The 26,676-nt window shown below is 61.3% G+C and carries 25 protein-coding genes; 7 read left to right on the top strand and 18 right to left on the bottom strand.

What is annotated here, in order from left to right:
• Nucleotides 1–68 precede the first annotated feature (68 nt).
• From MOV76_RS13960 to MOV76_RS13930, 7 genes are all read right to left on the bottom strand, one after another.
• Nucleotides 69–458 carry a hypothetical protein gene (locus MOV76_RS13960; RefSeq protein WP_018243858.1) on the bottom strand — a complete coding sequence of 130 codons (390 nt, stop codon included), beginning with the start codon at nucleotides 456–458 and terminating at the stop codon, nucleotides 69–71.
• A gap of 69 nt (nucleotides 459–527) precedes the next feature.
• Complete coding sequence (locus MOV76_RS13955; RefSeq protein WP_247264718.1) at nucleotides 528–2,744, bottom strand: primosomal protein N'; 2,217 nt, start codon at nucleotides 2,742–2,744, stop codon at nucleotides 528–530.
• A gap of 106 nt (nucleotides 2,745–2,850) precedes the next feature.
• On the bottom strand, nucleotides 2,851–3,741 hold the full coding sequence (locus MOV76_RS13950; RefSeq protein ID WP_247264717.1) for an ABC transporter ATP-binding protein: 891 nt from the start codon (nucleotides 3,739–3,741) through the stop codon (nucleotides 2,851–2,853).
• On the bottom strand, nucleotides 3,738–4,760 hold the full coding sequence (locus MOV76_RS13945; protein WP_020493412.1) for an oligopeptide/dipeptide ABC transporter ATP-binding protein: 1,023 nt from the start codon (nucleotides 4,758–4,760) through the stop codon (nucleotides 3,738–3,740). Before MOV76_RS13945 ends, MOV76_RS13950 begins: the two co-directional genes overlap by 4 nt.
• Nucleotides 4,761–4,776: 16 nt before the next feature.
• The gene (locus tag MOV76_RS13940; RefSeq protein ID WP_247264728.1) at nucleotides 4,777–5,634 is read right to left on the bottom strand and encodes an ABC transporter permease; all 858 of its coding nucleotides are present in this window, start codon (nucleotides 5,632–5,634) and stop codon (nucleotides 4,777–4,779) included.
• A gap of 6 nt (nucleotides 5,635–5,640) precedes the next feature.
• Nucleotides 5,641–6,645, bottom strand: coding sequence for an ABC transporter permease (locus MOV76_RS13935; RefSeq protein ID WP_247264716.1), 1,005 nt, complete (start codon nucleotides 6,643–6,645; stop codon nucleotides 5,641–5,643).
• A gap of 67 nt (nucleotides 6,646–6,712) precedes the next feature.
• Complete coding sequence (locus MOV76_RS13930) at nucleotides 6,713–8,614, bottom strand: ABC transporter substrate-binding protein (protein ID WP_028734231.1); 1,902 nt, start codon at nucleotides 8,612–8,614, stop codon at nucleotides 6,713–6,715.
• 351 nt (nucleotides 8,615–8,965) lie between these two features.
• Here MOV76_RS13930 and MOV76_RS13925 point away from each other — a divergent pair, with 351 nt between their 5' ends.
• Nucleotides 8,966–10,594 (top strand): GH39 family glycosyl hydrolase, encoded by a 1,629-nt coding sequence (locus MOV76_RS13925; protein ID WP_247264715.1) that lies wholly within the window; start codon nucleotides 8,966–8,968, stop codon nucleotides 10,592–10,594.
• A 61-nt stretch (nucleotides 10,595–10,655) separates the two neighbouring features.
• Here the strand turns inward: MOV76_RS13925 and MOV76_RS13920 are convergent, their stop codons facing one another.
• A complete protein-coding gene (locus tag MOV76_RS13920; RefSeq protein ID WP_018243866.1) occupies nucleotides 10,656–11,327 on the bottom strand; it encodes a GntR family transcriptional regulator in 672 nt (223 codons plus the stop codon).
• Nucleotides 11,328–11,444: 117 nt separating this feature from the next.
• Nucleotides 11,445–12,470, bottom strand: coding sequence for a Gfo/Idh/MocA family protein (locus MOV76_RS13915; RefSeq protein ID WP_247264714.1), 1,026 nt, complete (start codon nucleotides 12,468–12,470; stop codon nucleotides 11,445–11,447).
• Between the two features lie 240 nt (nucleotides 12,471–12,710).
• Between MOV76_RS13915 and MOV76_RS13910 the strand changes: the two genes are divergently transcribed.
• From MOV76_RS13910 to MOV76_RS13900, 3 genes are read left to right on the top strand one after another with little or no spacing between them, the layout of a single operon-like run.
• Nucleotides 12,711–14,423 carry an IlvD/Edd family dehydratase gene (locus MOV76_RS13910; protein ID WP_028734229.1) on the top strand — a complete coding sequence of 571 codons (1,713 nt, stop codon included), beginning with the start codon at nucleotides 12,711–12,713 and terminating at the stop codon, nucleotides 14,421–14,423.
• Nucleotides 14,420–15,292 (top strand): amidohydrolase, encoded by an 873-nt coding sequence (locus MOV76_RS13905; protein ID WP_028734228.1) that lies wholly within the window; start codon nucleotides 14,420–14,422, stop codon nucleotides 15,290–15,292. Before MOV76_RS13910 ends, MOV76_RS13905 begins: the two co-directional genes overlap by 4 nt.
• 14 nt (nucleotides 15,293–15,306) lie before the next feature.
• A complete protein-coding gene (locus MOV76_RS13900) occupies nucleotides 15,307–16,239 on the top strand; it encodes a dihydrodipicolinate synthase family protein (protein ID WP_028734227.1) in 933 nt (310 codons plus the stop codon).
• On the opposite strand, the gene MOV76_RS13895 is transcribed toward MOV76_RS13900, so the two are convergent.
• Together MOV76_RS13895 and MOV76_RS13890 are read right to left on the bottom strand one after the other, a co-directional pair.
• Nucleotides 16,220–16,717 carry a GNAT family N-acetyltransferase gene (locus tag MOV76_RS13895; protein ID WP_028734226.1) on the bottom strand — a complete coding sequence of 166 codons (498 nt, stop codon included), beginning with the start codon at nucleotides 16,715–16,717 and terminating at the stop codon, nucleotides 16,220–16,222. The genes MOV76_RS13900 and MOV76_RS13895 overlap by 20 nt on opposite strands.
• A 16-nt stretch (nucleotides 16,718–16,733) precedes the next feature.
• Complete coding sequence (locus MOV76_RS13890; protein WP_028734225.1) at nucleotides 16,734–17,681, bottom strand: GNAT family N-acetyltransferase; 948 nt, start codon at nucleotides 17,679–17,681, stop codon at nucleotides 16,734–16,736.
• A 139-nt stretch (nucleotides 17,682–17,820) separates the two neighbouring features.
• Between MOV76_RS13890 and MOV76_RS13885 the strand changes: the two genes are divergently transcribed.
• From MOV76_RS13885 to MOV76_RS13875, 3 genes are all read left to right on the top strand, one after another.
• On the top strand, nucleotides 17,821–18,756 hold the full coding sequence (locus MOV76_RS13885; protein ID WP_028734224.1) for a tyrosine recombinase XerC: 936 nt from the start codon (nucleotides 17,821–17,823) through the stop codon (nucleotides 18,754–18,756).
• Between the two features lie 182 nt (nucleotides 18,757–18,938).
• Nucleotides 18,939–20,015: a TraB/GumN family protein gene (locus tag MOV76_RS13880; protein ID WP_247264713.1), complete on the top strand. Its 1,077-nt coding sequence runs from the start codon at nucleotides 18,939–18,941 to the stop codon at nucleotides 20,013–20,015.
• Nucleotides 20,016–20,123: 108 nt separating this feature from the next.
• Nucleotides 20,124–21,179 carry a TraB/GumN family protein gene (locus tag MOV76_RS13875; protein ID WP_247264712.1) on the top strand — a complete coding sequence of 352 codons (1,056 nt, stop codon included), beginning with the start codon at nucleotides 20,124–20,126 and terminating at the stop codon, nucleotides 21,177–21,179.
• Nucleotides 21,180–21,191: 12 nt separating this feature from the next.
• Here MOV76_RS13875 and MOV76_RS13870 read toward each other — a convergent pair whose 3' ends face one another.
• The 7 genes from MOV76_RS13870 to odhB all read right to left on the bottom strand — a co-directional run.
• Entirely contained in the window at nucleotides 21,192–21,692 is a 501-nt protein-coding gene (locus tag MOV76_RS13870; RefSeq protein WP_131646879.1) for a cytochrome b, read from the bottom strand.
• 101 nt (nucleotides 21,693–21,793) lie between these two features.
• The gene (lpdA, locus tag MOV76_RS13865; protein ID WP_018448180.1) at nucleotides 21,794–23,200 is read right to left on the bottom strand and encodes a dihydrolipoyl dehydrogenase; all 1,407 of its coding nucleotides are present in this window, start codon (nucleotides 23,198–23,200) and stop codon (nucleotides 21,794–21,796) included.
• A 26-nt stretch (nucleotides 23,201–23,226) separates the two neighbouring features.
• Complete coding sequence (locus MOV76_RS13860) at nucleotides 23,227–23,865, bottom strand: LysE family translocator (RefSeq protein WP_018243878.1); 639 nt, start codon at nucleotides 23,863–23,865, stop codon at nucleotides 23,227–23,229.
• Between the two features lie 21 nt (nucleotides 23,866–23,886).
• Entirely contained in the window at nucleotides 23,887–24,639 is a 753-nt protein-coding gene (locus MOV76_RS13855) for an SDR family oxidoreductase (RefSeq protein WP_247264711.1), read from the bottom strand.
• The gene (locus MOV76_RS13850) at nucleotides 24,636–25,166 is read right to left on the bottom strand and encodes a hypothetical protein (protein ID WP_028733518.1); all 531 of its coding nucleotides are present in this window, start codon (nucleotides 25,164–25,166) and stop codon (nucleotides 24,636–24,638) included. Before MOV76_RS13850 ends, MOV76_RS13855 begins: the two co-directional genes overlap by 4 nt.
• Complete coding sequence (locus tag MOV76_RS13845; RefSeq protein WP_247264710.1) at nucleotides 25,163–25,912, bottom strand: DUF4241 domain-containing protein; 750 nt, start codon at nucleotides 25,910–25,912, stop codon at nucleotides 25,163–25,165. The genes MOV76_RS13850 and MOV76_RS13845 overlap by 4 nt, the downstream gene beginning before the upstream one ends.
• A 13-nt stretch (nucleotides 25,913–25,925) precedes the next feature.
• On the bottom strand, nucleotides 25,926–26,676 hold a 751-nt coding region (gene odhB / locus MOV76_RS13840), incomplete at its 5' end, for a 2-oxoglutarate dehydrogenase complex dihydrolipoyllysine-residue succinyltransferase (protein ID WP_247264709.1).

The raw sequence follows: 26,676 nt of genomic DNA, 5'->3' as shown, positions 1-26,676 counted from the left end.
TTTTCTGTTCGCAAAATTGCGCAATGGCCTGGAAGGAGGCCAGAAATGCCGTCTGCCGGCAGAGAGAGTCACGTCTGGATGAAGCCGAAAACGTAGAGCAGCGGTAGCGCGGCCAAAGCAATCTGCACAACCAGGAGTAAATAGTTGACGAGATTACTCCCCTTATCGGACAGGATCGAGATGATACGGGCAAAGGCAGCCATCGCGAAAGAGGCGCCGAGCGCCATGTAGATCCAGTCCTGGGCGAGCAGGATCGCCGACAGGCCGAAACCGAGATAGAAACCGCCCATCGAGCGTCCCTCGCCGAAACCTTCCGGCCGCCCCTCCTGCGCCTGCAGACCGAGAAGACGGAAAGTCTGCCCCGGCGCGAACATCATGATGAAGCCGGCAAGCGCCGTGAAAGCGGCAGAGCAAAAAGCAAGCTGCTCGCCAAGCTCGGTCGGAAAATAAAACTCCATGCGTCAGCCCCAAATCACCCGGATGAATCAGTGTTTTATGGCATGGGCCGAAAAAGGAGGAAATGGCGTCTAGAGAAAACTCTGCGGATCGATATCCAGCTGCACCTGCACCGATCCGCGCTCCTTGGGTGACTGCGACAGCATCGCCCGCAGGAACCCCTGCATGTCCGAGTTCCGCCGGCCGTGCACCAGGAGGCGGAAGCGATGACGGCCGCGTACCAGCGCGAGCGGCGCTTCGGCCGGGCCTAGCACCGAGATACCCGACACCTGCGGTGCGGCGTTGCGCATGCCGCGCGCATGGTTTTCAGCATCTTGGCGGGTTTCGGCCGAAACGATGATCGACGCAAGCCTGCCGAAGGGCGGCAGCACGGCGCGTTCGCGTTCGCTGATCTCGCGCTCGTAGAAGGCGTCGGAATCACCTGATACGATCGCCTGCATGACAGGATGCTGCGGCTGATAGGTCTGCAGCAGCCCATGGCTCTTCAGTCCGGTGCGTCCGGCCCGGCCGGTCACCTGCGACAAAAGCTGGAAGGTGCGCTCGGCCGCGCGGGGGTCGCCATTGGCAAGGCCGAGATCGGCATCGACGATGCCGACCAGCGTCATCAGCGGAAAATTATGCCCCTTGGCGACAAGCTGGGTGCCGATGACGATATCCGCCTCGCCCTTGGCGATCGCTTCCAACTCCAGCCGCAGCCGCTTCACCCCACCCATAATATCCGAGGAGAGAACGATCGTTCGCGCCTCCGGGAAATGCCGTTCCACCTCTTCGGCGATGCGCTCGACGCCTGGCCCGCAGGCAACGAGATGGTCGAGCGTGCCGCATTCCGGGCAGGCCTCCGGCGTGCGCTCGGCATGGCCGCATTGGTGGCATTGCAGCTGCTTGCGGAAACGATGCTCCACCAGCCAGCTCGAACATTGCGGGCATTGGAATCGATGGCCGCAGACCCGGCAGAGCGTCAGCGGCGCATAACCGCGCCGGTTGAGAAACAGCAGCGCCTGTTCGCGCTTCTCCATTGTCTTGCCGATCGCCCGGATCAGCACCGGCGACAGGAAGCCGCCCCGCTCCGGCGCGTGCCTGCGCATATCGACCAGATGCAGATCCGGCATCGCCGCATCGCCGAAACGCGTCGGCAGGTGGACGGTGCTGTAGCGTCCGCTCTGCCCGTTGACCTGGCTTTCGACCGACGGCGTCGCCGACACCAGGATGACGGGGAAATCGCCGATTCGGCCGCGCACGACAGCCATGTCGCGAGCATTGTAAAAGACGCGATCCTCCTGCTTGTAAGCGGGATCGTGCTCCTCGTCGACGATGATCAGGCCAAGATCCTCGAAGGGCAGGAAGAGTGCCGAGCGCGCGCCCGCCACCACCCGCACTTCGCCGGTCACCGCCTGGCGCCAGACCTTTTCGCGCATGCGCGGCGCAAGATCGGAATGCCATTCGGCCGGCTTTGCCCCGAAGCGGTCCTGGAAGCGCTCCATGAAACTGGCCGTCAGCGCGATCTCCGGCAGCAGGATCAGCACCTGCTTGCCACGTTTCAGCGTCTCGGCAATCGCCTCGAAATAAACCTCGGTCTTGCCGGAGCCGGTCACCCCGTCGATCAGTGACACCGAAAATTCGCCCTTGCGGACGTCGGTAACGATCTCTTCGGCTGCCTCCTTCTGCGGCCCTTCGAGACGTGCGGCGGCAAAATCCGGATCGGGCATCGCCACAACCGGCGGCGGCGGCAGGAATATCGCCTCAAAAATGCCGAGCGTGATCAGTCCGTCGACGACGCTCGTCGAGACGCCCGCCGCATGCGCAAGACCGCTCCGTGTCCAGGAAAAGCCGTCGGAGGCGGTATCGAGCACCCGGGCGCGCGCCGGCGTCATCCGTTCCGGTTCGCCGCCGACGAGCTTCAACCCCTCCACCATCGGTTCCGGCTCGAAGGCGTTCGGCGCCCTCAGCGCCATGCGGGCGACGAGCCCGGGCGGCGAGAGTGTATAGGTCGCCACCCAATCGATGAAATCCCGCATCTCCCTGGAAAGCGGCGGGCAGTCGAAGACATGGCTGATCGGCCGAAGCTTCTTCGGATCGACGCCGTCTTCGCCGCCGTCCCAGACGACGCCGATCACCTGCCGCGGCCCGAGCGGCACCTGCACGACCGAGCCGGGCTCGACCGCCATGCCATCCGGCACCGAATAGGAATAGGGTTTGGGCGCCGGCATCGGCACCAGCACCGGAACCGTTCGGTTCGCGGGCGGCGCCTCGAAAAGCGCGCCAAAGAGATCGGACGAATCTGTGCTCATCGCGCGAGACCATGCCCGCAAATCGATGGAATTGAAACTGCAAAGACGGAGCCACGCACTGCGGGTCGCCGCAGCGATTTAAAGAGTGAAGCTCAGAAATTGAGCTTCACCTGGCAAGGCGGTCGCCATCGCCGGAATAGGCTTCATTTGCCTTGCCATTGCGCTGCCGCAGGCGAATGATCGCCGACGCCTCGCGAGGATTGGGCGGCAGGACCGCGTTCTTCAAGGCGATAGAGTAGGCGTGTTTCGGATGTTCCAGCACATCCCTGGCATCGCCGCTCTCCACCACCACGCCCTTGCGCATGATCACCACGCGGTCGGAAATGTAGTAGGCGGTCGCAAGGTCATGGGTGATGTAGACGATCGAGACGTTGAGCGCGTCGCGCAGATCCCGAAAGAGATTGACGATCGACATGCGCAGCGATGCGTCGACCATCGAGACCGGCTCGTCCGCCACGATCAGCTTCGGCTCGGGTATCAGGGCGCGGGCGACGGCAATGCGCTGCAATTGGCCGCCTGAAAGCTCATGCGAGAAACGACCTTTTATCTCCGCCATCGACAGGCCGACACGTTGAAGGGCAACGTCGGCAAGCGCCTCTTTCTCGGCGCGGCTCTTCGCGCCCTTGAAGCGATGGGCGGTGGCCAGCAGATACTCGTCGATCCGGGTCAGCGGATTGAAGGCCTCGAACGGATTTTGAAAGACCGGCTGAACCTTGGCCATGAAAGCCTCACGATCCCTACGGGAGCGCACCGCCTTCACATCCGTACCGTCGAAGCGGATGCTGCCCCGATCGGCCTTTTCGTTGCCGAGAATCATCTTTGCCAGCGTCGACTTGCCGGAGCCGGATTCGCCGACGATCGTGAAGATCTCGGGCTTGTCGGCGGTGAGGGCAAAGCTGACCTCGTCGACCGCCTTCATCTTCTCGCGCGAGAAGAAACCGCCGATCGGAAAGAGCTTGGTGACGTGGTCGAGTTCGAGAAGGAAATGGCTGCTCATTGAATCTGGTACTCCCCGGCACGGAAGCACGCGACCCGCCCTCCGGTCGCGCTCGGCAGCATGGCCGGCACCTCACGTGCGCATTTGTCGATCGCGATCGGACAACGCGGATGGAACCGGCATCCCGAGGGCGGATCCGAGAGTGCCGGCGGCTTGCCCCTGAGGCTCTTTCGCGTCGAGACATCGCCGATGCGCGGCAGGCTGCCGATCAGGTGAACGGTATAGGGATGCTGGGGATTGTCGAAGATCGCCTGCGTCGGCCCCTCCTCCGCCAGCCGTCCCGCATACATGATGGCCAGCCGGTCGGTGATGGCGGCATGCACCGACATGTCGTGGGTCACGAAGATGACCGAGGACTGCAAGCGCATCTGCACTTCCTTGATCAGCGCCAGCACGTCCTGCTGGACGAGCACGTCAAGCGCCGTCGTCGGCTCGTCGGCGATGATGAATTCCGGCTCGCAGACAGTGGCGAGAGCAATCGTCAGGCGCTGGCGCATGCCGCCCGAAAGCTGGTGTGGAAAGGCCTCGAGCACATGCGGATCGAGATGCAGGCGGGCAAGATGCGCCTCGACGCGCGCGCGGAAGGCATCTGGATCGAGGTTCATGTGGCGGGAGGCGAAATCGGTGAAGGCGTGTTTGACCCTCCTGACCGGGTTCAGCACGTTCATCGAGCCTTGCATGATATAGGAAAGGTGGCGCCAGCGTGCCGCCTTCATCTTGCTCGGTTCAGCATAGACATCGATCGGCCCGTCGGCAAAATTGAATTTCACCGTCCCGCCGACGACGCGCATCGGCGGCCGGATGGCGCCGGCAAGCGTCTTGATCAGTGATGTCTTGCCACTCGAGGATTCGCCGGCAATGCCGTAGATCTCGTTCCTGCGGATGGTCAGGCTGATATCGTCGACTGCGCGGATCTCCCGCCGTACGCCGAAATAATCATTGACGTAATAGCATTTCAGCCCGTCGATCGTCAGCGCGTCCGTGGCGTTTTCGGCAAGGGTCAAAGGCTGCGTCCTCATCAGGTTCTGCATCTCCTCAAGCTCCCATGCGGGCCAGGCGCGAGCGCGGGTCGATATATTCGTTCACCGACATGGCGAGCATGAACAGGCCGAGGAACAGGATGACGACGAAGAGCATCGGAAAGGCGACCCACCACCATACGCCCGATACCATTGCGGAATGCGCATTGGCCCAGTAGATCATGCCGCCGATCGTCGGCCGGTTGATGTCGGAAAATCCAAGCACCGAGAGCGTCACCTCGAGGCCGATCGCCCAGATCAGATTGTTCATAGTCGTGAAGAAGACGATCGGCATGACATAGGGCAGATGCTCGCGGATGAGGATCTGTCGTGTCCGCATGCCCGAGAAGACCGCGTGCCGGGTAAATTCCCGGTGGCGGAGAGACAGTGCGACGGAACGGATCAGGCGGCTGTCATGCGTCCATCCGAGCAGCGCCGCGGTGATCGCCAGCATGAACCACGTCATCTGGTCGCGAAGCACGAAGACCAGAAGCAGCAGGATCGGAATATTCGGCAGTGCGCCGAGCGTATCGTTGACCGCCATGATGATCTGGTCGGTTCGCCCACCGATATAGCCGGAGATCAGTCCGACGGCGATGGCGATGATGCGGCTGACGAAGGCGACGATGATGCCGAAGACCAGCGTATTGCGCATCGAGGCGGCGATCTGCCAGAAAACCTCCTGGCCACGCGAGGTGGTGCCGAGCCAGAATTCGGCCGAAGGCGGCATGTCGGGCGCGACGACATAGATGGCATTCTCGTCATAGGGCGAGAAGAACGATGCCGCGATCAGCGCCAGGATGATAGAGATCAGGATGGTACCGAGCAGGAACTCCTTGTTGTAGCGCAGCAGGTCTCTGAGGACTTTGAACATCACGGATTACCCCAGTTTCACACGTGGATCGATCAGCGGATAGATGATGTCGATCACGAAGACCGCGGCGGCAACCGCGATGATGGCGATTGTGGTGACACCGAGCACGAGGCTGTAATCGCCGGAATAAATGCCGGAAATCAGAAGCTTGCCGATCCCGGGATAGTTGAAGACGAACTCGACGATGACGGCGCCGCCGAAGACATTGCCGAGACTGAGTGCCAGGCCGGTGACCTGCGGCAGCATGGCGTTGCGCGCCACATATTGCGAAAAGATGCTGCGCGAGCGCACGCCACCAAGTTCGGCATAGACGACGTGATCGTCGGTGACGATGTTGGAAACCAGCGAGCGCATGGAGATGAACCAGCCGCCGATGCCGACAAGCACGAGGGTCAGGGCCGGCAGGATGCCGTGCTCGATCACCGAGCTGATGAAGGCCAAGTTGAAGGCAGGCGCGAGATTGACCTGCGCGCCGTCGCTGATCGGCAGGATCGGCCAGATGAAACCGAAGAGGATCACCAGGCTGAGGCCGATGATGTAGGTCGGGATCGGCTGCAGCGCCATGATGACGATACCGGCGACCTTCAGCAGCTTGCTGCTGTGGAAATAACCGGCAAGGGCGCCGAGAAAATTGCCGATGATCCAGGAGATGATCGTTGCGAGCGTCAGAAGCCCGACCGTCCAGGGCAGCGCCCGGCCGATAACGGTCATGACAGGGGTCGGGAAAGAGGAAAGCGATGGGCCGAAATCGCCGGTCAGGACGCGGCCCCAGAAGGTGAAATACTGCTCCAGTAGCGGGCCACCGGTGCCGTAGAGTTCACGCAGCGATTCGCGGAGGATCTCGACGGCCTGCGGATCGGTGGAGCCAAAGCTCGTCAACAGCGACACGGTCTGCTCGATCGGATCGACCGGCGAAAAATGCGCGATGAGGAAGGCCAGCGTGATGCCGGTGAAGACCACGAAGAGAAATTGCAGAAAGCGTTTTGCCGCATAGATCAGAAAGCCGTTCATGACATCGACCTTTCAATAGCAGAACGGGAACAGCCGGCGGCCGGCTGCTCCCTCGATATTGCCTCGATCAAGGCTTCGGCGCGTCCGGATTGGCCTTCAGACCGACCACCATGTAGCGGATGTTCGACCAGTTCGGACCCGAGGCCGAATACGGATTGTCCGCGCTTGGATAGTTGGTCCAGTAGGTCGTATCGAGCGGCGCGAACTTGTTGTAGGCCATCAGCGGGATCATCGGCATTTCCTCGACGGCAAGCTTCAGAAAGTCTTGGCCGAGTTTGGCGACATCGGGCGAATCGAAGGCGATCGACCGATTGCGCTCGATGAGCTGGTCGAGACGCGGATCCTGCCAGCGCTGCAGATTGCGCGGCGGCTGGATCTGCCCGACCGGCTTGATGAACTCCGAATGATAGCTGTCGAGGAAGAAGGAGAGATCGGGATGACCGCCCCAGGTCTCGATGCTCCAGTAGATCGCCGTCTCGAAATCGCCGGTGCTGAGGCGCTGGCCATTGGTCGGGCCGGCGACATCGACCTTGGTGGCGATGCCGGCTTGCGTCCATTGCTGGGCGATCACCGTGCCGGCGCGGGCAAGCGTCGGGATGGCATCGCCTTCCACCTGCAGGCGGATCGTAAAGGGCGTGCCGTCAGGCTTCATCCACTGGCGGCCGCTCTTCTTGAAGCCTGCCTTCTGCAGCAGCTCGGTCGCAGCCTCAACGTCCTTCTTCCACCAGCCGAAGCCGAAGGTTCGCTGCAGCTTGGCCGGATCGGTCGGGATCTGATCGGCCCATTGGCTGCGCACCATATTGGCGATCTGCGACGAGATGTTGGGATCGTAAGGCTTGATCTTGCGGGACCCGGTGTCGAGCTCGAAGTTCGTCAGCCAGTCCTGCATCGGTGCGTAATAATCGTCCGGGGCAGAACCCGTCGGCGGCGTGGCAAGGGCGGCGATATTGGCCGCGCCGCGATAGGAGCCAAGCGCCACTTCACGGATGTCGATCAGCAGAGCGAGAGCCCAGCGCACGTCCTTATTGTCGAAGGGCGCCTTCTTCGTATTGAAGAGAACGGAAGGCAGCGTCGGGTCCGGATGCGCGAAAGGGAAGCCCTTCAGCCAGGAGGCCGTGCTCTTGCTGTCACGCATGATCGAGAACATGCCCTCGGGCGCCATGTCGTTGATGACGTCGAGATTGTGGTTGCGTTGCTCGATGACGCGGGCCTCCGGATTGCCGGCGGCGCGATAGACGACGTACTTGACCTCGGGCGGCTGTGCTGCAGCCAGGCCGATCGACGTGCGCTGCCAGTCGTCGCGCAGCTTCCAGATCGTCCAGTTGCCGCCCTTGTCATAACTCTGCAGCTGGTAGGGCCCGAGTGAAACCGGCGGGTTGTTGTTGAAGGACAGCGGATCTGCGGCCTTCTCGAAGACGTGTTTCGGCATGATCCAGGCGGCATTCCAGCGCACGGTGAAAAGCGTATGGAAGCGCGAGTTCGGCTTCTTTAGATGGAAGACGACCGTCTGTGGATCCGGATTTTCGATACTCGCGACATTGACGGTGAAGGGCGCGCTCCAGGCCATGCCGGGATGGTCGATCTGCGTCTGCACGGTATAGACCACGTCGTCGCTGGTGAATTCGATGCCATCACTCCAGAAGATGCCCTTGCGCAGCTTCACCGTCATCTCGGTGAAATCGGCGTTGTAGCTCGGCGGTTCGCTGGCCAGCGCATTCTGCCAGGCATCCTTGCCGCCTTCGGGATTGATGAACCATAGCGTATCGGTGGTCAGCTGCTGCAGGCCGTTGAGATTTGCAGCCGCCCCGCCGCCCGGAGCCCAGAGGTTGAACCAGTCGGCATTCTGCTGCGGCGTACCCTGGATGATCAGCGTTTCATTGCGCGGTATGCCGGCAATGAAATCCTGCGCAAATGCCGGAAGGGCCATGAGAGACAATAAGGCAATGGCTGCATATTTACGGAACTTCATCGGATGTTCCTCCTCCTCAACTCGCCGCGGCGAGCGCTTCCCGTAATCGATTGACGATGGCGTCCAGCGAACCCCTGCCTGCGCGTGCCGCAGGGACACATGCACTCCTCGACGGCGGGCGAACTCACGCCACAGTTATCGACAATTTTTTGAGAAACGGCAACTGATAATTTTGTCTGTCATAAAAAATAGCGCATTTACAGGCATTTTTGGCGAACGGTGCCGATCTGATTTTTTATATTATTGACAAAGTGAGCGTTTGGCTTAGCTTTTGCAGCGAGCGCGGCGCCCTCCCAAGAGGCCGCACTTCATCACCAGACAGGTCGGCTGCTTTCGGGAGGAGGCTTTGGCATGACCGTTCAAGAGGACACCAGGATGAGCAGCCCCTATGACGTGACAATCTCCGTTCACGCCAACCGGCCAACCGGCAAATACGAACCCTTGTGGAACTGGTTCGGTTACGACGAGCCGAACTACACCTACTCCCCGCACGGCAGGAAGCTGCTCAAGGAACTCACCGAGCTGAGCCCCGAGCCACCCCGCATCCGTGCGCACAATCTTCTGACCAGCGGCGACGGCCTGCCTGCGCTCAAATGGGGTTCGACCAATGCCTATACCGAGGATGCGAACGGTAATCCGGTCTATGATTGGACGATCATCGACAAGATCTTCGACACCTATGTGGAAGCCGGCAACATTCCGCTGATCCAGATCGGTTTCACGCCTGAGGCGCTCTCCGATTTCGACGGTCCCTATCGCCACCAATGGGAGCCGGCCGACAAATACGCAACGATCACCACCGGTTGGACGGCGCCGCCGACGGATCTGAAGAAATGGGCTGACCTGATCGAAGCATGGGCGCGCCATCTGGCCGAAAGATATGGCGAGGCCGTCGTTTCAAGCTGGCCATGGGAAGTGTGGAACGAGCCGGACGGTCACTACTGGACCGGCACCATACCGCAATTCTGCGAAATGTATGATGTCAGCGCCAAGGCCCTGAAGCGTGCCTTGCCGAATGCCCGTGTCGGCGGTCCGCACACCTGCGGCGCCTTTGCCAACGAAAAGGCCCAGACTTTCCTGCGTGCCTTCCTCAAGCACGCGGTCGACAATAAGTCGCCGATCGATTTCCTCGCCTTCCATGCCAAGGGCAATCCGGTGATCTACGAGGGCCACGTCCGGATGGGCCTGCACAAGCAGCTCCGCGACATCGAGACGAACCTTGCCATCATCAACGAGTTTCCGGAACTCCGACACCTGCCCGTGGTGATCGGCGAATCCGATCCGGAAGGCTGTGCGGCCTGCTCTGCACGCGTCCATCCGCAGAACGGTTATCGCAACGGCCCACTCTACGGCGTCTATGTCGTCGAGAGCATGATTCGCACTTACGAACTGGCGAGACGCGCCAACATCCATATCGAAGGCGCGGTGACCTGGGCTTTCCTCTTCGACGACCAGCCCTATTTCGACGGCTTCCGCGATCTTGCCACCAACGGCGTCGACAAGGCTGTTCTCAACGGCTTCCGCATGCTCGGCAAGCTCGGCGGCGAATGGCTGGAATCGGAAAGCGATTATCGCCGCGATATCGAGGATATCATGAGCCATGGCGTGCGCGGCAAGCCCGATGTCAACGTCGTGGCGACCCGCGACGACAAGGGTGTTTCCATTCTCCTCTGGCACTACCACGACGATGACGAAGCCGGGCCGTCCGCCGACATCACGGTCAATCTCGACGGCTGGGGCGACAAGTCCGCCTCGCTCAAGCATTTCAGGATGGACGAGGAGCATTCCAACGCCTTCGGCGTCTGGAAGGCGATGGGCAAGCCGCAGAATCCGGCCGGCGAAGACTATGCCAGGCTGGAAGCCTCGGGAAAACTCGCCGAGATCGACGGCGAGGCGTCGGTCAAGGTCGACGACGGCAAGATCGCCCTCAAAGTCTCCCTACCGCGTCAAGGCGTGTCTCTCCTGCGCCTCGATTGGTGAGCCGGTAGGCGAAGGGAGCGCAATCGAAAGATTGCGCTCCCTTTCAAGCGGCCGGTTCGCGTCAGTTGTCACTGACATAGGCGAGATAGCGTTTCTTGCTCGGCTGCAGATGGTCGACGCAGAGCTGGGCGAGAACCCAGTTATCCCCACCGCGCAGCATCTCGATCATCAGCCGGTGATGTTCGTGCGAGATACGCAGCGATTCCTTGCTCGACATCGAATTGGCACGCACCGGCAGGCTGAGCCGCATATAGAGCTCGATCGATTGCACCAGATGCGAATTGCCGCAGGCGCCGAAGAGCGTCAGGTGGAATTTATCGTTGGCCTCGTGCACACCCCTGAGATAGCCGGATTCGATGTGGCGGCCATGCTCCTCGTGCAGCGCCAGCAGTTCCTCGATCAACGCCTCGGGCGCCGGCAGCTTTATCCACAGCGCTGCCTGCCGTTGCAGCAGTTCCCGAACGTCGTAGATTTCCTGGACCTGGCGGGCCGTCAGCGAGCGGACGGTCGCGCCCTTGTTGCGCTCGCGAACCACGATACCCATCGTCTCGAGCTGCACGATCGCCTGCCGGGCGAAATGGCGCGTGACGTGAAAGCGGGCAAGGAGCGTGTCTTCGGTCAGGCGGGTTCCAGGCGCCAGCCGCCCGAAAATGATGTCCTCCTCCAGCGCGCGGGCAATGCTTAGATCATCATGCTCGATGCCGTCTTCGCGGCTTTCGTTGAGCGTCTGCAATGTCATCTCCTCTGAAGCATAACCCCGAAAACCGGATTCGATTTTCGGAAAGGGATTATGCGCCAATCTAAAGTGATAGAGCGTCCTGGACGCGCGGCGCTCTAACGGCGAGCCATGTTACAGTGGATTGCGTTCCGGGTCGAACCGGCTCAAGCGATAGATATCCTCGACCAGAGCAAGCGTCTTGATGTTATCGCCCGGCGATGTCTCCATCGCCACCTTTCCATCGAGGCTGTCGAGGAAATGCGCAATGGTCGCGTCATAGGAACCCTGGTAGGTCTCGTCGGGATCGAAGTTCTCCCGGCACTGCCGCGCACCCTCAGCCGAGAGCAGATTGCAATTAAGTTCGAGCGTGCCGCGTGTTCCGAAGATGCGTAAGTGATCACGCGGCGCCGGCGGCGCGCCATGCACGGCGAGATTGGCGTTGATGGTGACGAGAACACCGTCGCTCGTCCGGCGCAGGACGACGCTTGCGACATCCTCCGCGACTATATCGCGATTGCTCCTCTCAAGCCGCGCACTCACCACCTCCATCTCGCCCAGAAGATATCTCAGCGTGTCGAGATGATGGATCATGACTTCCATAACCAGCAATCGCTCCTGCGTCCGGAAAAAGGGCTGGCGCACCAGCGCCGGCCTTTTTCCTTCCGCATCCGCGATCATGCCGCTGGACAGGAATTCGAACTGCACCTGGCGGATCTCGCCGGCAAGTCCCTCGTCGAGCCACGCCTTCAGCCGCCGATAATAAGCGCGGAACCGCCAGTTCTCATGGATCATCAACCTGCCCCTGCCTGAAAGACCTGCCAGCAGGTCGACAGCCTCGCCGTAGGAGGGTGCGAGCGGCTTCTGACAGATGATGTCGAGGCCTTTTTCCGCCGCCAGCCGCACCAGTTCGGCATGGAACTCCCGTGGCGCGCAGATATCCACGGCATCGAGCTGTTCGGCATCCAGCATCGCCTGCGCGCTCGCATAGTGGCGCGCGATATCGAAGGCGGCAAGCCGCGCTTCGACGGCGCTCGGCGACGGGTCGGCAAGCGCCACGACCTCGGCTCTTTCCGATTGCCGCATCCATGCAGGCAGATGGTAGGCGCTGACCCAGCCGGCACCGATAATGCCGATACGCCGTCGTCTCGTTCCCGTCATGGCGCTTCCTCTGCATACAATCTCATTTTATCAATAATCTATCCATCTTCATCGCAAAAGCCAATCGTTTGATTGTCGAACAAAAGTGCTAATTTCGCTGATTCCCATTGTAATTTATGGTGATCGCCGACGAAATCCGAAAATACGATACAGTGACGCCATCTTATTTATTGACAATCATCCGTATCCCTCTACGCTGATACCACGGCCATGGATCAATTTGGCGAGGGAGGAACAGGTTTGTCGAACGGTCTTCGTCGCAAGCTGACGAGTTACGGCGATCAGGGATTCTCCCTTTTCCTGCGCAAGGCATTCATCAAGGCCATGGGTTATTCGGACGATGCGCTCGACCGTCCGATCGTCGGCATCGCCAACACCTACAGTGATTTCAATCCCTGTCACGGCAATGTGCCGCAACTCATCGAGGCAACCAAGCGCGGCGTCATGCTGACGGGTGCGATGCCCATGGTGTTTCCGACAATCTCGATCCACGAGAGCTTTGCCTCGCCGACCTCGATGTATCTGCGCAACTTGATGGCGATGGAAACGGAAGAGATGATCCGCGCCCAGCCGATGGATGCCGTCGTCCTGATCGGCGGCTGCGACAAGACCCTGCCGGCCCAGATCATGGCGGCCGCCAGCAGCGAGATACCGGCGATCTTCCTGCCGACCGGCCCGATGGCCGTCGGCCACCACAAGGGCGAACGGCTTGGCGCCTGCACGGATTGCCGCCGTTTCTGGGGGCGCTTCCGCGCCGGAGAGATCGACGAGGCCGAGATCGCCGACGTCAACAACAAGCTGGCCAGCTCGATCGGCACCTGCACGGTGATGGGCACGGCGAGCACCATGGCGAACCTCACCGAAGTCATGGGTCTCTGCCTTCCCCGCGCCGGTTCGGCACCCGCCGTCGAATCTGAACGAGTCCGCCTTGCCGAGGAGACCGGCCGTGTCGCCGCGCGTCTCGCCATGGATGAGGCTGCACCGACGGTGCGCGATATCCTGACGCCGCAGGCAATACGCAACGGCCTCGTCGCACTGCAGGCGATGGGCGGCTCGACCAATGCCGTCGTGCATCTTGCCGCGATAACCGGCCGCCTCGGTCTGCGCCTCGACATGGCCGAGCTCGACCGGCTCGGCCGGAGCATTCCCCTGCTCGTCGACCTGCAGCCCTCCGGCCAGCATTATATGGAGCAATTCCATGAGGCCGGCGGCGTTCCGGCTCTGTTGAAGGCGGTGCGTCACGAAATCGACGCCAGCGCCCCGACCGTGTACGGTAGAACGATCGGCGAGATCATCGACGATGTCGTCGATGAGCCGGGCCAGACCATTATCCGCACCGTCGAGAAACCGTTGAAGCCGATCGGAACGATCGCCGTCTTGCGCGGCAATCTGGCGCCGCGCGGCGCCGTCATCAAGCAATCCGCCGCCTCCAAGGATCTGCTGCAGCATAGCGGGCGCGCCGTGGTCTTCGATTCCGTCGAGGATATGACGCTGCGCATCGACAGCGACGATCTCGACGTACATGCCGACGACGTTCTGGTTCTGCGCAATGCCGGGCCGAAAGGTGCGCCCGGCATGCCGGAAGCCGGCTATCTACCCATCCCCCGCAAGCTCGCCCGCCTGGGCGTGAAGGACATGGTGCGGATTTCCGACGCCCGCATGAGCGGCACGGCCTTCGGCACGATCATCCTCCATATCACGCCTGAAGCCGCCGATGGCGGCCCGCTGGCGATCGTCCGCACCGGCGATCGCATTCGACTCGACGTCGAGGGCCGGCGCATCGATCTCGACATCGACCAGGCGGAATTCGATCGCCGCATGCTTGATGTCGTCAACCGGCCCTCCCCGGCCCCGTCGCGCGGCTATGCCAAGCTCTATCAGGAGCGCGTGCTCCAGGCTGACGAAGGCGCCGACTTCGACTTCCTGCAAAGCGAGGAGCTCGACGCGCGATGAGTGCCGCTGATATGGAGGCGCCGCTTTGCCTGCCCCGCCGGCAGCTGACGCGGCTGCCGCGGGCGGCGCTGCCGCAAGGCACGGTCGATGCGCATTTCCACGTCTTTCGCGCCGGCGCTCCGCTCAACACTCCACGCAGCTACACGCCTGACATCGCGACGATTGCCGACTGGATCGAATTCTCCGGCAGTCTTGGCATCGCCAGGGGCGTATTGGTGCAACCAAGCGTCTATGGCCTCGACAATAGGGTGCTGCTGGAGGCGCTTGCCGCCTATCCAGATCGTCTGCGCGGCATCGTCGTCATCGATCCTGACACCACGGCGACCGAGATGGAGCGTCTGGATCGGCTCGGCGTGCGCGGCGTGCGGATCAATACGCGCAACAAGGGTGGCCTCCCGCTCGCCGCCGCCAAGACACTGGCGGAAAGCATTGCCCCTCTCGGCTGGTCGCTGCAATTGCAGATCAATCCCGAACAACTTCCCGATATTGCGGCAACGCTGTCCGGCATCCGCCTGCCCCTCGTCATCGACCATCTCGGCTTCATTCCACTTGCCAGAGAGACGAGATCGTTGCATGTCGATGCTCTGAAAAGACTGATGGACAGAGCCGAGGCCTACGTCAAAGTCACCGCGCCCTACCGTTTGACGAAGGACATGAATGACCAAGGTTTCGCCGAGGTCGGCCGCGCCCTTGCCGCCAGCCATGCGGAAAGGCTGCTCTGGGGCAGCGATTGGCCGCACACCGAATTGTGGGACGGCATGCCCGATGACGCCGATCTGATCGAGACCATACGGGCCGCCATTGACGATCCCACGATTGCCGAAAAGATTTTTGTTCGAAATGCCGAGGCGCTGTTCTTCGGCCGCTGAATTGGAGAGTACGAATGGCCAGACTGACCGAAGATGCCAAGGGCGTCTATGTGATCGCCGTAACCCCCTTCACCGATGACGGCGCGCTCGATCTCGCCAGTATCGACAGCATGGTCGATTTCTACGAGGGCGCCGGCGTCACCGGCCTGACGGTGCTTGGCCAGCTCGGCGAGGCCCCGAAGCTGACCGCCGAGGAATCGCGGACAGTCGTCCAACGGGTGCTGAAGCGCCTCGACGGGCGCCTCCCCGTCGTTGTCGGCGTTTCGGCGCCAGGGCTTGCGCCGATGAGCGAACTTGCCGAAGCCGTTATGGGCGAGGGGGCGGCCGGTGTCATGGTTGCGCCGCCCTGGACCGTCAAGACTGACGATCAGGCCTTCGCCTTCTACCAGTCGGTTGGCGAGACCCTGGGCGATACGCCATTCGTGCTGCAGGATTATCCGCTCACCACCAATGTGACCATCGCGCCTAAGGTCATCGAGCGTATCGTCAACGAGGTGCCGAATTGTGTCATGCTCAAGCACGAGGATTGGCCGGGTCTATCGAAAATCACCGCGCTTCGCGCCGCCAGCGACAAGGGCGCCATGCGGCGTATCTCCATCCTCTGCGGCAATGGCGGGCTTTTCCTGCCCGAAGAGATGGGCCGCGGCGCCGATGGCGCAATGACCGGCTTTTGTTATCCGGAGATGATGGTTGGCGTCGTCGAGGCCTATGCAGGCGGAAATCCCGATCGCGCCCATGCGATCTTCGACGCCTATCTGCCGCTCGCCCGCTACGAACAGCAGCAGGGCATTGGCCTTGCCTCGCGCAAATATGTGCTTGCCAAGCGCGGCGTGATCAAGTCGGCCACCCTGCGCAAGCCGGGCGCCAAGCTCTCCGCACTCGATATTGCCGATGTCGAGCGGCTGTTGGCGCGCCAGGCCATCCGCCTCAAGGAGATCGGGGCGTAACACACTGGCGCAAATCCGAAGCCGCTGGACCACCGTTATGGTGCTGCAGCGCGAGCAGATGGCTATGTCCATCTCGTCCGTGAGGCTGAAACCCGAGCGACTCCCAGAACCTTGCCGCACCATCGTTTCCCGCATGAACGGTGACGACGGTACAGAAGGACGACGCATGATCAACCAGAGCCATGGCAAGCATCCGGCCGATGCCGCGCCCGCGCATTGCGGGACTGATGTAGAAACGCCGCATCCGCAGCGCCCCTGACATGGCCGTTTCAACAGTCATGCCGCCGACGCCAGCAAGCGCCTCCTCGGCATAGGCGCCAAGCAGCCTTTCGCCGTCACGATCGAATCTGACGGCGCCGGTCGACCATTCGTCGATAAGGCGGGCGATATGGAGATAGCCTTCTTGCCGGGCCTCGCTTTCGAGATCTGCGATCTCCTGCGGCAATCGATCGCGGAACGTGCGGATATCGATTGTCATGGCAATGCCGGTGGTTCTAGATTGCAGGAACCGGAACCTCGCGGTGCATCGCCGCCGGCAGGCCGACCGGGACGAAGGTCGCGTCGCCATCCCCAGCCATATCCTGCACCGTATGTTTCTCCAGAGCCTTCGTCACCTCGTTGAGGTCGCCGTCTAGCTGTTCGGCGGGAATAAGATTGCCGATCACGAAATCGAAGCGGTCGCCGCGTTTGTTCAACAGTTCGTGGAACACGGTCATGTCGCGAAGCTCCGTCGACCATTTCGCCAGCCAGTAGAACAGCCCCGAATTGCGCGCCGTCACATGCACGGGAAGGATCGGCAGATTGTATTTGCGCGCCAGCCCGACGGCCGAGGTCTTCCATGGCCGTTCGTTCAGCCGGCCGTTTGCCCAGTAGGCGATGCGGCCTGAGGGAAAGAGCACTGTCGCCTTGCCTTCCTTCACCGCATGGTTGGTCAGTTGCAGCGTTTCGCGCGCCTTCAGCTTGCTCTTATGCTCCTCCCGCCATTCGACAGGAATGATCATCTCGGCGAACCGCGGATTGACGCGGATGGCATCGCGATTGGCAAAGAACATCATGTCCGGCCGACGCGCTTTCAAGAGATCGAACACGGCAACGCCATCGGCGATGCCTGTGGGATGGTTGCTGACGAGGATGAAGCCGCCGGTATCAGGGATGCGTTCGCCATTGGTGATGCCGATGTCGAGCTTCAGCACATCACTCAGATATTCGAACGACTGGAAACCCGGCATCTTGGCAACCGCATTGGCGAATTCGAGCGCCTTGTTGTAACGCAGCAGCGTGTAGAGGAATGGCCGCATGACCGGCCAGAGCGGATTTTTCACGATCCTCTGGCCGCGTTCGGCAATCAGCGTATCGACGATATGACCGGGCTTTCCCTGTGAAACGAGAGCGATCGCTTCCGCGAGCTGTCCGAAAGCCGTCATGGAATCGCGCCGTGCCATGAAAGATCCTGTCTATGGGGTATAAGCTATCGCAGTACAATATGATCGAAGGATGACAAAGGCTTGGCCGGCATTAGCAATTCCATAACTGTTCCTGCTCCAAATTGGCGGACTTGAAGGCAAAATCAAGGCCAGCCACGTGAACGAACTGCTTGTTATCGCCGATCCGCGCCTGATGACGGAGCGTGCCGCATGGCTTGAAAATCTCGCCCGTGAGCGCCGTCTTTCCGAGCATACGCTCGACGCTTACGAGCGCGACACCCGCCAGTTCCTGACCTTCCTGACCGGCCATCTCGCCGGCCCGGTGACGCTCCGCGACATCAAGGAGTTGCGCCCCGCCGATTTCCGCGCCTTCCTGGCGGCCCGGCGCAAGCAGGGCTCCGGCGCTCGCTCGCTCGGCCGCAATCTCGCCGGTCTCCGTTCGCTGCTGCGCCATCTCGAAAAGAAGGGCCTGGTCAACGCCGCCGGCGCCGGCGCAGTGCGCTCGCCGAAACAACCGAAATCGCTGCCCAAGCCGCTGTCGGACACGCAGGCGATCACCGTCGTCAGCGACGACGCCCAACTGCATGACGAACCCTGGATTGCGGCGCGCGATGCGGCTGTCATGACGCTGCTCTACGGCTGCGGCCTGCGCATCTCCGAAGCACTTGATCTTGCTCCCGCCGACCTGCAGAAGGGCGCAACGGTGCTGCGCATCACCGGCAAGGGCAACAAGACGCGGCTGGTGCCGTTGCTCTCTGTGGTTTTCGACGCGGTCGAGAAATACCGCGCGCTCTGCCCATACCATCTCGAAAGCGGCGAACCGCTGTTTCGCGGCGCCCGCGGCGGCAAGCTGCAGGCGGCGATCATCCAGCGCACCATGCAGAAGATGCGCAGCGCCTTCGGTCTGCCGGAGACGGCGACACCGCATGCCCTGCGCCATTCCTTCGCCACCCACCTGCTTGCCGGCGGCGGCGATCTGCGCACCATTCAGGAATTGCTCGGCCATGCCAGCCTTTCCACAACGCAGGTCTATACCGGAGTCGATGCGTCACGGCTGCTCGAGGTGTATGATCGGGCGCATCCGCGCGCCTAGCGCATCGGCCCGGAAATCGGAATTGATTTTTGGAAGCACCATGCGTTGATTTAAAGTGCATCGTCATGAATCCGATTTGATGTGATGCACTTTAACTTTCGTTAAGGCATTCTCTTAAAGGAATATGCGCAAGCCGGGCGTAGACCATGAAACGCACAAGGCATGTGATCGGAACACCCATCATGACGACATCAATCGGCCGCCGGACGTCTTACCTCGCAGTGCCGGCCAATCTGTTGCTCTGGCTGATCGCAGCCTTTCACATGCTGCTTCTTGCCGCGCTGTTTGTCGCTTTCCTGGCTGCAAGGCCGGCGGCGGCCGAAGACGTGGCCTGCACTGGCCGCAACCTGATGATCGAGTTGCAGCAGAACGACCCTGCCCGCTATGCCGAGGCGCTGAAGGAAGCAGACGCCACGCCGAACGGCAAGGGCATCTTCTGGAAGGTCGAGAAGCCGGGACTTGCACCTTCGTGGCTGCTCGGCAGCATGCATGTCACCGATCCGCGCGTGCTCGCCCTGCCGCCGCGCGCCCAGGCAGCCCATGACGCTGCCGACACGATCATCATCGAATCCGACGAGATCCTCGATGAGCGGAAGGCGACCGCCGCCCTGCTCGCAAAGCCGGAGCTGACGATGTTCACCGACGGCACGACGATCGACAAGCTGCTTTCTCCCGAGGATTACAAGCGTCTCGAAACCGGCCTCAAGCAGCGCGGTATCCCGCTCAGCGCCGTTTCCCGTATGCGGCCCTGGATGATCTCGAGCGCCGTCGCCCTGCCGGCCTGCGAAATCGCCCGCAAGGCAAAGGGCGTGCAGTTCCTCGACCAGAAGATCGCCACCGACGCCGTTGCTCAGGGCAAGCAGGTCAAGGGGCTGGAAACCCTTGCCGAACAGATCCAGGCCATGGCCGATCTGCCGGTCGAATTCCATCTGAAGTCGCTGATCGAGACGCTGGAACTCGGCGACAAGATGAGCGATGTCGTCGAGACGATGACCGATCTCTACCTCTCCGGCGACATCGGCATGACCATGCCGATGCTGAAAACGGTGACGCCTGAAGAAGAGGGCGAAAATAACGATTATGCCGCCTTCGAGCAGCGCATCATCCTCGACCGCAACAAGGTAATGGCCGAACGCGCCGCCCCCATCCTCGACGGCGGCAACGTCTTCATGGCCGTCGGCGCCCTGCATCTGCCCGGCAAGGACGGCGTCATCGAACTGCTACGCCAGCAGGGCTTCACGGTGACAGCCGTCAATTAGGTCCAACCTCAGTAATTTGCGGTGGCGGCAGCTCTCTGAGATTGACAACCCCAGTTTGCATACGTCACATGGCGGCATTTACAGCCCTTTGTTCCCAAAAGAGTTTCAATGCTCAGCCAGAATATGGTTTTCACCTCGAGAGCGGCCTCGAAAGGTCTTCCCACGTTCGGTAACGGCGCAATGCTAGTGGCGGCGGCGATGCTAACGATATTTTCCTTTTCGCCTGCCTTGGCCGATGACGAACTGGCTTGCCCGGGTCAGAACCTTTTGACCCAACTGGAAAAGGAAGATCCCGTCCGTTTCAGGAAGGCTGTCGAGAAAGCCGAGACGATACCGAACGGCAATGCGATCTTCTGGAAAATCGAAAAGCCCGGTCTCCAGCCTTCCTGGTTGCTCGGCACGATGCATGTGAGCGATTCCCGTGTATTGGATATGCCGGAAGGATTTTACGAGGCGTACGACGCTATCGACACTCTGACTGTCGAGTTAGCGGAAATCGCAGAGCCGGAAAAACTTGTGCTGGAGATCTTCAAGCATCCCGAGCTGACCACGCTCCACGGTGACAAAACCCTCGATCACATCTTGCCCCCTGACGCGACCAGCGAAGTCGCTGCCGGCTTGAAGAAAAAGGGCATCAACGTGAACCTGATGGCCAAGATGCGACCTTGGTTCATCTACGCCAGCCTCCAGACACGTGGCTGCGATATCAAGCGCAGAGCAAGCGGCCTCAGGGTACTGGACGAATCTCTCGCCCTCGAGGCGCTAGATGATGGTGTCAATCTGGTCGGCCTGGAAACGCCAGTCGAGCAAATTAAGGCCCTGTCGGATGTCCCGGACGACCGCATGCTTCAGAACCTGCGGGAGTTGTTGGCGTTTCCGAATGGTATGGATGACATAACCGAGACGATGATCAGCCTCTACGATCAGGGTAAGATCGGAATGATCTTCTCGCTCATGGAGGTCGTCTCGACAGATCTCGCTGCTGAAAAAGCCTTCGAAAACCGTATGATCACGGATCGAAACAAGGTCATGGCGGAGCGGGCGAAGCCCTACCTCGACAAGGGGCGCACCATGATCGCCGTCGGAGCGGCGCACCTGCCCGGCGACGACGGCTTGGTTGAACTGCTACGCCAGCAGGGCTTCACCGTCACCGCGGTGAACTGAACCCGCTGGCGGTCAGCCGAGCGTCATGCGGCGCAGAACATTGCTTTTCCAATAGAACTGATGGACGAGGGCGCCGGCGACATGCGCCGCAATCAGCGCCCAGAGAATGATCTTCAGGACATCCGCGTGGAACGAACCGGCGGGATAGATACCGAAATAGTAGGCGGCGATGCCCGAAAGCGGCATCGAGAAGATCAGGATGTAGAGGCCGGCATGGGCAAGCCTCGCTGCAAGACGGAAGATCGCCGGCTCCTGTGCGACCTCGTCCGGGACGCCCTTGGTAAAACGCAGCCCGAGCCTGAGGACGGCAAGCATCAGGATGGCGATGCCGACATAGGCATGGATATTCGCCGACGAAATCTGCTCCGGCGTCGGTACCTGGCCTCTGCGCATCAGCCGATGCCAGATATTCATGCCATCGGGAAACAGCAGGTTGAAGAAGATCAGCAGCGCCACGGCCCAGTGAAGAAAACGCTGGCTCAGGCTGTAACTCACGATGGACGGCTGCTGCATTTCTGGACCTTCACGGATGCTGAACTCAACGATAGGCAACAACTAAAACAGCCGCCTGCCTTTCGGCAAGCGGCTGTATGCTTTGTTACGAATATGTAAGATTACATATGGATCGGCTTGAAGAAGGTTGCGAGCGCAGCCTCTTTCACCGCTTCCGACATTGTGGGATGCGCGTGGCAGGTACGGCCGAGATCTTCTGACGAACCGCCGAACTCCATCAGCACGGCGATCTCGTGGATCATCTCGCCGGCGCCGAAGCCGACGATATGGCCGCCGAGCACGCGGTCGGTTTCCTTGTCGGCAAGAATCTTGACGAAGCCGTCCGTCGCCAGCATCGCACGCGCCCGGCCGTTCGCCGTGAACGGGAACTTGCCAACCTTGTAGGCGATATCAGCCGCCTTGAGTTCTTCCTCGGTCTTGCCGACGGAAGCGATTTCCGGCTGGGTGTAGACGACGCTCGGAATGACCTCGTAATTCACATGGCCATGCTGCCCGGCAAGGATTTCGGCAAGCGCCACGCCTTCGTCCTCCGCCTTGTGCGCCAGCATCGGACCCTTGACCACATCGCCGATCGCATAAATGCCGGCAACATTGGTCTTGAAGTGACCGTCGATCTCGACGCGGCCGCGATTGTCGAGCGTAACACCGGCCTCTTCGAGGCCGAGACCCGATGTATAGGGCTTGCGGCCGGTGGCGATCAGCACGACTTCGGCCTCGAGCGTCACCTTGTCGCCGCCCTTGACGGGCTCGAAAGTGACCTTGGCGCCCTTGTCGCCCTTTTCAACGCCGGTGACCTTGGCGCTGAGATTGAAATCGATGCCCTGCTTGGCAAGCATACGCTGGAATTGCTTGGAGACTTCGCCGTCCATACCGCCAAGGATGGTGTCGAGATATTCGACGACGGTGACTTTGGCGCCGAGGCGCGACCAGACGGAACCGAGCTCGAGACCGATAACGCCGCCGCCGACGACGATCAGCGTTTCCGGCACCTTCTCCAGCGCAATGCCGCCGGTAGACGAGATGATGGTCTTTTCATCGATCTCGACCTGCACGCCAGGAATGCCGGCGACGTCGGAGCCGGTGGCGATGACGATGTTCTTGCCTTCGATCTCCTGCACCTTGCCGTCGTCGGCGGTGACGGAAACCTTGCCGACCGAGACGACCTTGCCGATGCCCTGAAAGGTATCGATCTTGTTCTTCTTGAAGAGGAAAGCGACGCCGTCGACATTCGACTTCACCGTCGCATCCTTGTGGGCCATCATATTGCCGAGGTTGAGCGTCGGCGCCGGAATATCGATACCGAGCGCGCTCATTCCGTGGCCGGCCTGATGGAACATTTCGGAGGCATGCAACAGCGCCTTCGACGGAATGCAGCCGACGTTCAGGCAGGTGCCGCCATAGGTCGCCCGCTTTTCGACGACGGCGACCTTGAGGCCAAGCTGGGCCGCCTTGACGGCGCAGACATAGCCGCCCGGGCCGGTTCCGATAATGATCACATCGTAGGACATTGCTTCTTTCCCTTTGGATTTTTCGTTTAATCGGCCGCGCGCGACAAAGCGAGGCGGAAGCCGAAGCCGACAAGTGCCGCTCCGGTGATGCGGTTGAACCATTTGCCGCTGGCGATGAAGCGGTCACGGATCGCCTTGACCGTGAAGAAATAGGAGACGCCGGCAAACCAGGCGACCAGCGCCGTCGCCATGCCGATGCCATAGGAGAACTGGATCAGCGCCGGCGTGTCGTGATGGACGAGCGTCGAAAACAGCGACAGGAAGAACAGCACCGGCTTCGGGTTCAGCGCATTGGTGATGAAGCCCATGCCCAGGCATTTCAACATTGAGACCGGCTTGCGGTCTTCCGCCGTCACCTCGATATCCCTCACCTTGAAGCCCGGTTCGCGGAAGGACTTGATGCCGAGATAGACCAGATAGGCGACGCCTGCCCATTTGATGACAGCAAACAGCATCAGTGATTTGGACACGATCAGGCCGAGGCCGAGGATGGTGTAACTGATGTGGAAGAGGAGGGAGAAGCCCATGCCGAGCCCGGTCATGATGGCGGCGCGTCGCCCATGCACGATGCTCTGGCGCAGGATAACGGCAAAATCGGCGCCCGGCACGACGATGAAGATCGAAAAGACGGCCATCAGGCCGAGGAATTCGAGAATATATTGCATGCTGTTTTTCGCCCTGTCGTTCTAGCGGCCGCCGCTCACATTGAGGATCGCGCCGGTTATATAGGAAGCCGAAGGTGACAGAAGATAGAGGATCGCATCCGCCACCTCCTCGGGTGTGCCCGCACGCTGCATCGGAACCGCCGGCGCCATCTCGCGTGCCCGGTCAGGCAGCCCGCCCGAAGCATGGAGGTCGGTCTCGATGATGCCGGGCCTTATCGCATTCACGCGGATGCCCTCGGCAGCGACTTCACGCGCCAAGCCGACAGTGAAGGTGTCGATCGCCGCCTTCGAAGCGGCATAATCGACATACTGCGTCGCCGAACCGAGGATCGCCGCCATCGACGAGATATTGACGATCGCCCCGCCCTGCCCGCCATGCCGGCTCGACATCCGGCGTATGGCCTCTGCGGCGCAGAGGATGGAGCCGGTCACATTAACGCGCAGCATGCGTTCGATTCGCTCCGCCGACATCTCATCGATGCGCTGCGGATAGTCGACGATGCCGGCATTGTTGACGAGCGCGTCAAGCCGGCCGAAATGCCGGTCGACAGCCGTAAACATCGAGACGATATCCGCAGCCCTGCCGACGTCGCCCTGGATCGCCACGGCCTCGCCGCCGCCTTCTGTGATCGAAGCCACGACCGCATCCGCGGCTTGGCGGTTGGCGGCATAATTCACCGCAACACGCCAGCCCTGGCGCGCGGCGAGCCTTGAGGCCGCGGCGCCGATACCCCGGCTTCCGCCGGTGATGAGAACAACAGGTGCATCGCTCATGTCGCACACTCCTTGAATGTCAGTACGTCCCAAGGCGCTACCGAAGCTTTGCCCTCGCCCCAGGCACTGGATTCGCGGATGGCGGGACCAAGGCCGGGGAGCACGAGCTTTTCGGCCGCCGCAGCACCTTCGGGCTGCAGATTGTCCATCTCACCCTCGGCATCCATGCCGTAGACGGCGCCCTGCCAGACCGTGCAGGCATCGAGATCGGCGCCGGTCGCATCGCCCTCGGGGCAGTTGAACATCAGGATGCCGATGGCGCGCACCGGATCTTCCGATGGCATGACATAACCTTCCATCACGACAGGTGTCTTGAGCGCGCTGACCTTGAACTGGTTGCTGGCGGCGGCCGATGGAGAATTCAGCGGTGCGAAGCGCAATTCATAGGCACCGTCGCGATCGACGTAGACGGCTTGTTCCTGCTTACATGCGGCGCCGAAGGTGGATGCCGGAACGGCAAAAAACGCGGCAGCTGCGACCGCAGCCACACCTTTCCGTCCCGCCATGATCCCGATCCTTCCGCTCATTGCAACTTCGGCTCCTTCCGCCCGTCGGCGTTTTCGACAACGCTGAAATCCGTCAGCAGCACCAGCGCGCGGCCGTCCTTGTCGAGCCCCCAGAAAACCGGGTAGAAACCGTCGCCCCAGCCGCTCCAGAACACGGCGACATTGCCTCGTCTGCCGGCAACCGGCCGGTGCAGTGCATAGATGCCCTTGTTGGCGTCGAGGTCCGACGCCAGCACGTCATCGTAATAATTGACGTCGGCATCCGGTTTCTGCGCCTGTACCTGCCCTTCACGCTCTCCGATCAGATCAAACGTATCGGCATCCATGTAGCAGCCGAGGCCGGCATCGACGGGATAGCCGAAGATCTCGCCGTCCTTCAGCGTCGCCGGGTCCTGCCCGGGCAGGACTGCAAGCTCCCAATGATCCGGCCTGCCCTCGGCAAACCGCATGCTGGCGGCGGCGATGCGCCCGAAGGCCTGGTAGAGCGTCACCGGATAGTCGCCCGGCGCAACCGTTCTTGCGAGCGCCGGACGATCGGGCTGGGCCAGCGGATCGGCGGCAACGATGCGCCCCGATGTCAGCTCGACATTGCCCATATGGATCGCACCGATCGACCGGCCGGAGAGTTCGGCATCGCTCAGCGCCACCAGCTCGAAATTGCTGCTTGCCTTGCTGATGTCCCAGCCGGCAGCCGATGCGGAGACCGGAATATGCGCGGCGGCAGCGCAAAGAAGAAGGCGCGCCGCTCGCATGATCCGGTTCCGCATCGAAAGCGCTCCCTTAGAGATCGAGAACCAGACGTTCCGGATCTTCCAGGCTTTCCTTGACGCGCACGAGGAAGGTGACCGCTTCCTTGCCGTCGACGATGCGGTGATCGTAGGACAGCGCCAGATACATCATCGGACGGATGACCACCTGACCGCCGATCGCCACCGGCCGTTCCTGGATCTTGTGCATACCGAGAATGCCGGACTGCGGTGCGTTGAGGATCGGCGAAGACATCAGCGAACCGTAGACGCCGCCATTGGTGATGGTGAAGGTGCCGCCCTGCATGTCGGCCATGGAGAGCGAGCCATCACGGGCTGCCTTGGCAAGACGGCCGAGTTCCTTCTCGATTTCGGCGATCGACATCTGGTCGGCGTCGCGGATGACAGGAACGACGAGGCCCTTGTCCGTGCCGACGGCCATGCCGACATGGCAGTAGTTCTTGTAGATGACGTCGGTGCCGTCGATTTCGGCGTTGACGGCCGGCAACTCCTTCAGCGCATGCGTCACCGCCTTGGTAAAGAAGCCCATGAAGCCGAGCTTGACGCCGTGCTTCTTCTCGAAAATGTCCTTGTACTTGTTGCGCAGGTCCATGACCGCCTTCATGTCCACCTCGTTGTAGGTGGTCAGCATGGCGGCGGTGTTCTGCGCGTCCTTGAGGCGCTTGGCGATCGTCTGGCGCAGGCGCGTCATCTTCACGCGCTCTTCGCGCGAGGCATCCTCGACCGTCGACGGGCCACGCGCGGCGGCAGGCGTTGCCGCGGGT

Origin of the sequence: Rhizobium sp. PRIMUS64, from assembly GCF_023006465.1 — a bacterium.
Classification (GTDB): domain Bacteria; phylum Pseudomonadota; class Alphaproteobacteria; order Rhizobiales; family Rhizobiaceae; genus Rhizobium; species Rhizobium leguminosarum.
This window is presented reverse-complemented; position numbering and strand designations above follow the sequence as displayed.

Bases quoted from the DNA above. Each gene is read 5' to 3' on its own strand.
- MOV76_RS13960 (WP_018243858.1), bottom strand. From the start codon at position 458: ATGGAGTTTTATTTTCCGACCGAGCTTGGCGAGCAGCTTGCTTTTTGC.
- MOV76_RS13955 (WP_247264718.1), bottom strand. From the start codon at position 2,744: ATGAGCACAGATTCGTCCGATCTCTTTGGCGCGCTTTTCGAGGCGCCG.
- MOV76_RS13950 (WP_247264717.1), bottom strand. From the start codon at position 3,741: ATGAGCAGCCATTTCCTTCTCGAACTCGACCACGTCACCAAGCTCTTT.
- MOV76_RS13945 (WP_020493412.1), bottom strand. From the start codon at position 4,760: ATGAGGACGCAGCCTTTGACCCTTGCCGAAAACGCCACGGACGCGCTG.
- MOV76_RS13940 (WP_247264728.1), bottom strand. From the start codon at position 5,634: ATGTTCAAAGTCCTCAGAGACCTGCTGCGCTACAACAAGGAGTTCCTG.
- MOV76_RS13935 (WP_247264716.1), bottom strand. From the start codon at position 6,645: ATGAACGGCTTTCTGATCTATGCGGCAAAACGCTTTCTGCAATTTCTC.
- MOV76_RS13930 (WP_028734231.1), bottom strand. From the start codon at position 8,614: ATGAAGTTCCGTAAATATGCAGCCATTGCCTTATTGTCTCTCATGGCC.
- MOV76_RS13925 (WP_247264715.1), top strand. From the start codon at position 8,966: ATGACCGTTCAAGAGGACACCAGGATGAGCAGCCCCTATGACGTGACA.
- MOV76_RS13915 (WP_247264714.1), bottom strand. From the start codon at position 12,470: ATGACGGGAACGAGACGACGGCGTATCGGCATTATCGGTGCCGGCTGG.
- MOV76_RS13905 (WP_028734228.1), top strand. From the start codon at position 14,420: ATGAGTGCCGCTGATATGGAGGCGCCGCTTTGCCTGCCCCGCCGGCAG.
- MOV76_RS13900 (WP_028734227.1), top strand. From the start codon at position 15,307: ATGGCCAGACTGACCGAAGATGCCAAGGGCGTCTATGTGATCGCCGTA.
- MOV76_RS13895 (WP_028734226.1), bottom strand. From the start codon at position 16,717: ATGACAATCGATATCCGCACGTTCCGCGATCGATTGCCGCAGGAGATC.
- MOV76_RS13890 (WP_028734225.1), bottom strand. From the start codon at position 17,681: ATGGCACGGCGCGATTCCATGACGGCTTTCGGACAGCTCGCGGAAGCG.
- MOV76_RS13880 (WP_247264713.1), top strand. From the start codon at position 18,939: ATGACGACATCAATCGGCCGCCGGACGTCTTACCTCGCAGTGCCGGCC.
- MOV76_RS13875 (WP_247264712.1), top strand. From the start codon at position 20,124: ATGCTCAGCCAGAATATGGTTTTCACCTCGAGAGCGGCCTCGAAAGGT.
- MOV76_RS13870 (WP_131646879.1), bottom strand. From the start codon at position 21,692: ATGCAGCAGCCGTCCATCGTGAGTTACAGCCTGAGCCAGCGTTTTCTT.
- lpdA (WP_018448180.1), bottom strand. From the start codon at position 23,200: ATGTCCTACGATGTGATCATTATCGGAACCGGCCCGGGCGGCTATGTC.
- MOV76_RS13860 (WP_018243878.1), bottom strand. From the start codon at position 23,865: ATGCAATATATTCTCGAATTCCTCGGCCTGATGGCCGTCTTTTCGATC.
- MOV76_RS13855 (WP_247264711.1), bottom strand. From the start codon at position 24,639: ATGAGCGATGCACCTGTTGTTCTCATCACCGGCGGAAGCCGGGGTATC.
- MOV76_RS13850 (WP_028733518.1), bottom strand. From the start codon at position 25,166: ATGAGCGGAAGGATCGGGATCATGGCGGGACGGAAAGGTGTGGCTGCG.
- MOV76_RS13845 (WP_247264710.1), bottom strand. From the start codon at position 25,912: ATGCGGAACCGGATCATGCGAGCGGCGCGCCTTCTTCTTTGCGCTGCC.